Here is a 7,650-nt window from a genome sequence, read left to right on the forward strand (position 1 = left end):
GCGGTGTCCGGCGACGGCCCGCTGACCGTCGCGATGGACGGGCCCTCGGGGACCGGCAAGTCCAGCGTCTCCCGCAAGCTCGCGATCCGGCTCGGCGCCCGCTACCTGGACACCGGCGCCATGTACCGGGTGGCGACGCTGCGCGTGCTGCGCGCGGGCGCGGACCTCGACGATCCGGCGGCCGTCATCGCCGCGGTGAAGGAACTGCCGCTGAGCATCGGCACCGACCCCACCCGCGAGTTCGTCGAACTCGACGGCGAGGACGTCTCCTCGGAGATCCGCGGCGATGCCGTCACCAAGGCCGTCTCGGCGGTCTCCGCGGTGGGCGAGGTGCGCGAGGTGCTCGTGGCCACCCAGCGCGCGATCGCCGCGGAGGCCGGGCGGATCGTGGTCGAGGGCCGCGACATCGGCACCGTCGTGCTGCCCGACGCCGACGCGAAGATCTACCTGACCGCTTCCGCGCAGGCGCGCGCCCAGCGGCGCAACGAACAGAATATCCGCGAGGGGCGCGGCGACGACTACGCGGCCGTGCTGGCCGACGTGCAGCGCCGCGACACCCTCGACTCCACCCGCGCGGTGTCCCCGCTGCGTCCCGCCGAGGACGCGGTGCTCGTGGACACCAGCGAGCTGACCATGGACGAGGTCATCGACGAGCTGTATCGCGTCGTGGCGCAGCGTATCGCGACAGGAAGTGCACAGTGAGCGACGACGTACTCGCCGGAGACGGCATCTGGAGCGACGAATCCGAATGGGAACTCGTCGATTTCGAGGGGGAGCACGAGGGCGAAGAACACCTCGCCATGCCGACCCTGGCCGTGGTCGGCCGCCCGAACGTCGGTAAGTCGACCCTGGTCAACCGTATTCTCGGCCGCCGCGAAGCGGTCGTCGAGGACATCCCCGGCGTCACCCGCGATCGCGTCTCCTACGAGGCGAACTGGGCGGGACGACGCTTCCTGGTGCAGGACACCGGCGGCTGGGAGCCCGACGCCAAGGGCCTGCAGCAGGCGGTGGCCCGGCAGGCCGAACTGGCCATGTCGACCGCGGACGCCATCCTGCTGGTGGTCGACGCCACCGTCGGCGCGACCGCGACCGACGAGGCGGCGGTGAAGAAGCTGCGCCGCTCGAAGATCCCGGTGATCCTGGTCGCCAACAAGGTCGACGACCAACGTGTGGAAGCCGAGGCCGCGACCCTGTGGTCGCTGGGGCTGGGCGAGCCGCGGATGGTCAGCGCCGCGCACGGCCGCGGCACCGGCGATCTGCTCGACGACGTGCTCGCCGTGCTGCCGGAGACTCCGCGCGAGGGCACCGGCGGCACCGGACCGCGTCGCGTGGCGCTGGTCGGCAAGCCGAATGTCGGCAAGTCCAGCCTGCTCAACAAGCTCGCAGGCGACGAGCGTTCGGTCGTCCACGATGTCGCGGGCACCACCGTCGACCCGGTGGACTCGCTGGTCGAACTCGGCGGCAAGATCTGGAAGTTCGTCGACACCGCCGGCCTGCGCCGCAAGGTCACCAATGCCAGCGGCACCGAGTTCTACGCCTCCCTGCGCACCAAGTCGGCGCTGGAGGCCTCCGAGGTCGCGATCATGCTGATCGACGCCTCCCAGCCGATCACCGAGCAGGATCTGCGGGTGATCAGCCTGGTCGCCGATTCCGGCCGGGCGCTGGTGCTGGCGTTCAACAAGTGGGACCTCGTCGACGAGGACCGCAGGTTGCAGCTGGACAAGGAGGTCGACCGCGATCTGGTGCGGGTGCCGTGGGCGCAGCGGGTCAACATCTCCGCGCACACCGGCCGGGCCGTGCAGAAGCTGGTGCCCGCGATGGAGACCGCGCTCGAGTCCTGGGACAAGCGCATCTCCACCGGCCGGTTGAACAACTGGCTCAAGGAGGTCGTGGCCGCGACTCCGCCGCCGATGCGCGGTGGCCGACTGCCGCGCGTGCTGTTCGCGACGCAGGCCTCCACCCGCCCGCCGACGTTCGTGCTGTTCACCACCGGCTTCCTGGAAGCCGGTTACCGCCGGTTCCTGGAGCGGCGGCTGCGTGAGGAGTTCGGTTTCGACGGTTCGCCGGTGCGTATCTCGGTGCGTGTGCGCGAGAAGCGGGATCGCGGCAAGAAGTGAGTTCGGCTCCGGGGTGCGCGATCCGCGCACCCCGGAGCCGAATGTTACAGGGGATTCTTAGGTGAGCTAACGTGTTGGGGGAGTTGCACCAGCAAATGGGCGGGCGAGGTCCTGCTGCGCGAGGCCCACGGACCTGTGCGGTCTGCCGGTCACCGTCTTCCGCTCGGACATGATGTGCGGCACCCGGGAGCGGCTCGGGTGCGGATACTTCCCTCAGGCCGGGATCAGCCCGCGCCGCTCGAGCAGCGGCTCGATGTCCGGCCCGCGTCCGCGCACGGCGGCGAACGCCTCCATCGGATCGACCGACCCGCCGCGGGCGAGGAGTTCACGGCGGAAGATCTCGCCCTTCTCGCGGATCGTGCCCGCGCCGTCGTCGAACCAGCGCACGGTGTCGGCGTCGAGCACTTCGCTCCAGATGTAGGAGTAGTAGCCCGCCGCGTAACCGCCGGAGAAGATGTGCGCGAAGTAGGCCGTGCGGTAGCGCGGCGGGATGGCTTCGACGGCCAGGCCTGCCTCCTGCAGAGCGCGCTGCTCGAATTTATCTGCGTCCCCGGGGTTCTCGCCGGAGGGCAGGCGGTGCCAGGCCCAGTCCAGTCGGGTGGCGGCGAGGTATTCCACGGTGCGGAATCCTTCGCCGAAGCGGGTGGCCGCGCGCATCCGCTCGACCAGCTCGGCGGGGATCGGTTCCCCGGTGTCGATGTGGCGCGCGTAGCGGGACAGGATATCCGGGCGGTCCATCCACATCTCGTTGACCTGGGAGGGGAACTCCACGAAATCGCGAGGAACCTCGGTGCCGGAGAAGAAGGGGTAGCGCACGTCCGAGAACAGGCCGTGCAGGGCGTGGCCGAACTCGTGGAAGAGGGTGCGTACGTTGTCCCAGGTCAGCAGGACGGGCTCGCCGGCGGGCGGCCGGGCGATATTGAGGTTGTTCACCACGACCGCCCGGGTACCCAGCAGGTGCGACTGCGCGACGAGTTCGTTCATCCACGCCCCGCCTCGCTTGGACGGGCGGGCGAAATAGTCGCCGAGGAACAGGCCGAGCGGTGAACCGTCGGCGTCGAACACCTCGAAGACGCGAACGTCCGGGTGGTAGCCGATCAGGTTGTCGCGCTCACGCAACGTGATGCCGTAGACCAGTTCGGCGGCGTGAAAGACACCGTCCCACAGCACCCGCTCCAACTCCAGGTAGGGGCGAAGCGCCGAACCGTCGAAGTGGAACCGCTCGGCGCGAAGCCTTTCCGACCAGTACTGCCAGTCCCACGGTCGCAGGTCGCCGTCGGTCCCGGAGGCGCGCATCGCCTCGGCGAGATCGTCGGCCTCGCGTGCGGCGTTGGCGACCGCGGGCGGCACGAGCCGAGCCAGCATCCGCTCCACCTCCCCGACGGTCTTCGCGGTCTGATCGGCCACCGCGTAACTCGCGTGGTCGGGGTAGCCCAGCAAGGCTGCTCGCTCCGCGCGTAATGCGGCGATTCGCGCTGCCAGGACAGCGTTGACGACATCGGCCGCCCTGTCTCCGGTCGCTGCGGTATCGGCATCGCCGTGGCCTGTCGGATTCCCCGCCTCGTCGCCCACGGGCTCGCCCTCGTCCGACCGGCGGCCCTCGAACCCGCGGTTCAACGAGGCGTCCAGCACCCGCCGCCGCAGTTCCCGATCGGCCAGCTCGGCCAGCATCGGTTGATTCGACACGTTCTGCAGGCGCAGCGCCCACGCACCGTCGCGGCCGAGCGACCTGGCGTCCTGGGCCGCGGCCGTGATCGCGCTCGGGGCCAACCCGGCCAGTTCCTGTTCGTCGGTCACCACCACGGTCGCGGCATTGGTGACCGCGAGCAGGCTCTGACCGAATTGTGTCGCCGCCGCCGCCAGTTCGGCGTTCAGTTCGCGCAGCCGCTGCTGCCCCGCCGCGTCGAGTCGCGCACCGGCCCGGACGAATTTCAGGTGGTATTGCTCGAGCAGGCGCATGTCCTGTGCGTCCAGCCCCAATTCCTCGCGCCGGTCGTAGAGGGTTTCGATCCGGGTGAACAGGCGGGGGTCGAGCTGGATCGCGTCACGGTGGGCCGCCAAGCGTGGCGACACCTCCGCCTCGATCGCGTCGATGCCCGGCGTGGAATCCGCGGAGGACTTGTTGAAGAACGCGGCGCTCACCCGCGTGAGCAATGTTCCCGAATGCTCCAACGCCACAATCGTATTGTCGAAGGTGGGCGCTTGTTCGGAGTTCGCGATCGCTGCCACCTCCGCCAGCTGCTCGGCCATGCCGCGTTCGAACGCGGGCAGATAGTGTTCCTCGGTGATGTCCGCGAACGGCGGCAACTCGAAAGGCAGGGCGCTGCGCTCGAAGAACGGATTGCTGGTCATCTGTCGACTGTAGAACTCGATTCGATCTTCTACCTTCGAGTCGAGCGCACACCGGCGTCGACGGGTGCAGTATGGACCCATGAGCGAAGCGGTGATCTCCATCGAAGGCCTCGTCAAGACCTTCGGGCCGGTGCGGGCTCTCGACGGCCTCGATCTCGAGGTCACGGAAGGGGAGGTGCACGGCTTCCTCGGGCCGAACGGAGCCGGAAAAACGACCGCGATCCGGGTGCTGCTGGGGCTCTATCGCACCGACGCGGGCCGGGTGCGGGTACTGGGAATGGATCCCTGGCGGGAAGCCGTCGCCCTGCACGCCCGGATGGCCTATGTCCCCGGTGAGGTGACATTGTGGCCGGGAATCACCGGCGGCGAGGTCATCGACCTGATGGCCCGGCTGCGTGGCGATGTCGATCCGCGCAGGCGTGCGGAACTGCTGGAGCGATTCGATCTCGACCCGAGCCGCAAGGCGCGGACATACTCCAAGGGCAACCGGCAGAAGGTCGCGCTGGTGGCCGCCCTTTCCTCCGATGCCGAACTCTTCCTGCTGGACGAGCCGACCGTCGGTCTCGATCCGCTGATGGAGGCTCAGTTCCAGCAGTCTGTGCGCGAGCTGGTCCGGCAGGGACGCACGGTGCTGCTGTCCAGCCACATCCTGGCCGAGGTGGAGGCACTGTGCGACAGGGTCAGCATCATCCGCAACGGACGCACCGTGGAAAGCGGGACCCTCTCCGAACTGCGGCACCTCACCCGCACCACGGTCACCGCCGAAACCGAGCGACCGGTCACCGGCCTGGAATCGATCGACGGCGTGCATCATCTGGTGCGTGAAGACGGCCACGTCCGCTTCGAAGTGGATGGTCCCGGCCTGGATGCCGCGCTGCGTGTGCTGGCGACGTCGGGAGTGCGAGCATTGACCAGCGCGCCGCCGACACTCGAGGATCTGTTCCTGCGGCACTATGCTGCCGAGGGCACATCCGCCAGCTCCGAAACGGATCAGGCGGGGGCTCCGGCCTCCCGGGCGGCGAGCTCATGACCGTGCAGACCCGCGCCGAGGCCGCGGGCACGACCGGCTGGCCGGCGCTGCTGAGTTTCGCGCTGCGCAGGGAGCGCCTCACCTTGCCGTGGTGGCTGGCCGGTCTGGGCGCGCTGCTGGCGTTCCAGTCGGTGAGCAGTCAGAACTTCTACGACACCCCGGCCAAGCTGGCGCAGTTGCGGGCCACGATGAGCGGCAATGCCGCCGCACTGGCCATGGGCGGGCCGACCCGATCGCTGGAAACGATCGGCGGGGAAATCCTGTTCGAGATGTTCACCTATCTCGCCGTGGTAGCCGGGCTGATGAGCATGTTCCTGGTCGGCAGGCACACCAGATCCGACGAGGAGACCAGTCGCGCGGAACTGTTGCGTTCGACCAGGATCGGGCGCCGGGCGCCGGTGATCGCGGCACTGGCGCTGGCTTTCGTCGCCAACGTGGCCGTGGCGGTGGTGCTCTTCGGCGCGGGAGTCGGCACCGGCTTGCCGGTCGCGGGCTCGGCGCTGACCGGGATCGCCATCGGCGCGGTGGGCATGACCTTCGCGGCGGTGACCGCGGTGGCCGCGCAGATCGCCGACGCGCACCGCATCGTCTACGGCATCACCACATTCGTGATCGCCGCCGCCTACGTGCTGCGCGCGATCGGGGATGTCGGCAACGGCGTGGCCTCCTGGTTCTCGCCGATCGGCTGGGGCCAGCGCACCTACCCGTTCGTGGTGGACCGCTGGTGGCCGCTCGCGCTGTTCGTGGCCGCGATCGTGGTGCTCGTCGCGTGGGCCTTCGTCCTGCTGGACCGGCGCGATTTCGGGGCGGGGCTGGTGCGCTCGGGGCGCGGGAATCCGACCGCCCCACGGTGGCTGAGTTCACCGCTGGGGCTGGCTTGGCGACTACAGCGCGCGACGTTGGCTGCTTGGTGCGTCGGCTCGTTCCTGCTCGCCGCGGCCTACGGATCCTTCGCCCAGAGCATCGAACAGTTTCTCGAGGACAACCCGGTCATCGCGGACTACCTGCCCGGCGGCGTCGAGGATGCCGTCGACTCCTATTTGGCGTTGACGCTGGGCATCACGGCGTTGCTGGCCGCCGCCTACGGTATTTCCTCGGCCCTGCGCGCGCGTGCGGAGGAAACGGCCGGTGCGGCGGAGCCGATCCTGGCCGGGCCGGTGAGCCGTACGGCCTGGCTGGGCAGCCATTCGATCATGGCGCTGGCGGGCAGCGCGGCGGTCACCGCGGTAGGTGGCCTGGGAGAGGGGCTGGCCCACGGTGTCCTGACCGATGATCTCACCCAGCCCGCCCGGCTCACCGCCGCGGCGCTGGTCTATGTGCCCGCGGTGTGGATCGTCGTCGCGGTGGCCGTGGTCGGTATGGGCTGGGTGCCGCGTGCGGCGGCCGTCGTGGCATGGGCGTACTTCGCCTACTGCGTGGTGACCGTGCTGTTCGCCGAGGCCTTCGATCTGCCGGACTGGTTCGACGAGGCCGCGCCGTGGACGCACACGCCGCTGGCGCCGCTGGAGAGCGCCTCACCGGCCACGGCCGCGGTGCTGCTGGCAATCGGCGCGGCACTCGCGGTGTTCGGGCTGGCCGGCCTCCGGCGCCGCGATATCGGATACTGACACCGGTGCGCGAACAGGTCTACGGCACAACCGGCTCCGGCGCGGGGTAAGACATCTCGCGCTGGGGGCCGTGGTGTCCCGTGGCGAGGTCGACCGGAGCCGGGCGGGATCACCCCCGTGCGGCGCGAGGTCGTCACCCTCGCCTGTGAAGCACCCGCCGAGAGGCGGCTGTGCACCTGGACGTGCCACCCGCCCACGGGCGGGATTCGTGTCCGCGCCGGACCGCGCAGTACGGGTGGTGCGCGTACCACACGCGGGCAGCGGGGCGCACCATCGCCGGCGGGTCGATCGCCTGTGACTCCAGCGCGTCGATATCAGCGACGCAGTTGCGCGGCCGAATACGCGGGCAGGATCTGGGTGTCGTCGCTGCTGTCCAGCGACTCCCGGATGGCGGCCTGGGCGGCCGGGGGCAGGGTATGCATGATCTCGCGGACCCGCGCCTGCCGGCGTCCGACGGCCTGGCGGACCGGCATACCGGGAGTGGCGCGCATCTGCGGAATGATGCCCTCGACCTCCTCGGCGCCGCCGTGATGGTGCCCGGCAT

The 7,650-nt window shown here is 69.8% G+C and carries 5 protein-coding genes and 1 pseudogene; 4 read left to right on the forward strand and 2 right to left on the reverse strand.

Translation table 11 applies throughout. The features are described from left to right. Window positions 1-33 precede the first annotated feature (33 nt). Window positions 34-702, forward strand: coding sequence for a (d)CMP kinase (gene cmk / locus IU449_RS28350; protein ID WP_195005251.1), 669 nt, complete (start codon window positions 34-36; stop codon window positions 700-702). Further along, on the forward strand, window positions 699-2,117 hold the full coding sequence (gene der / locus IU449_RS28355; protein ID WP_195005245.1) for a ribosome biogenesis GTPase Der: 1,419 nt from the start codon (window positions 699-701) through the stop codon (window positions 2,115-2,117). Before cmk ends, der begins: the two co-directional genes overlap by 4 nt. Before the next feature lie 213 nt (window positions 2,118-2,330). Here the strand turns inward: der and IU449_RS28360 are convergent, their stop codons facing one another. Continuing rightward, window positions 2,331-4,469 (reverse strand): M3 family metallopeptidase, encoded by a 2,139-nt coding sequence (locus IU449_RS28360; protein WP_195005246.1) that lies wholly within the window; start codon window positions 4,467-4,469, stop codon window positions 2,331-2,333. A 79-nt stretch (window positions 4,470-4,548) separates the two neighbouring features. Here IU449_RS28360 and IU449_RS28365 point away from each other — a divergent pair, with 79 nt between their 5' ends. Further along, complete coding sequence (locus IU449_RS28365) at window positions 4,549-5,499, forward strand: ABC transporter ATP-binding protein (RefSeq protein ID WP_195005247.1); 951 nt, start codon at window positions 4,549-4,551, stop codon at window positions 5,497-5,499. After that, window positions 5,496-7,106, forward strand: coding sequence for an ABC transporter permease (locus IU449_RS28370; RefSeq protein WP_195005248.1), 1,611 nt, complete (start codon window positions 5,496-5,498; stop codon window positions 7,104-7,106). Before IU449_RS28365 ends, IU449_RS28370 begins: the two co-directional genes overlap by 4 nt. A gap of 314 nt (window positions 7,107-7,420) precedes the next feature. On the opposite strand, the pseudogene IU449_RS28375 reads toward IU449_RS28370, so the two are convergent. Next, window positions 7,421-7,650: pseudogene (locus IU449_RS28375) on the reverse strand (ABC transporter ATP-binding protein); the annotation flags it as partial.

Origin of the sequence: Nocardia higoensis (genome assembly GCF_015477835.1) — a bacterium.
In the GTDB taxonomy this organism is placed as follows: domain Bacteria; phylum Actinomycetota; class Actinomycetes; order Mycobacteriales; family Mycobacteriaceae; genus Nocardia; species Nocardia higoensis_A.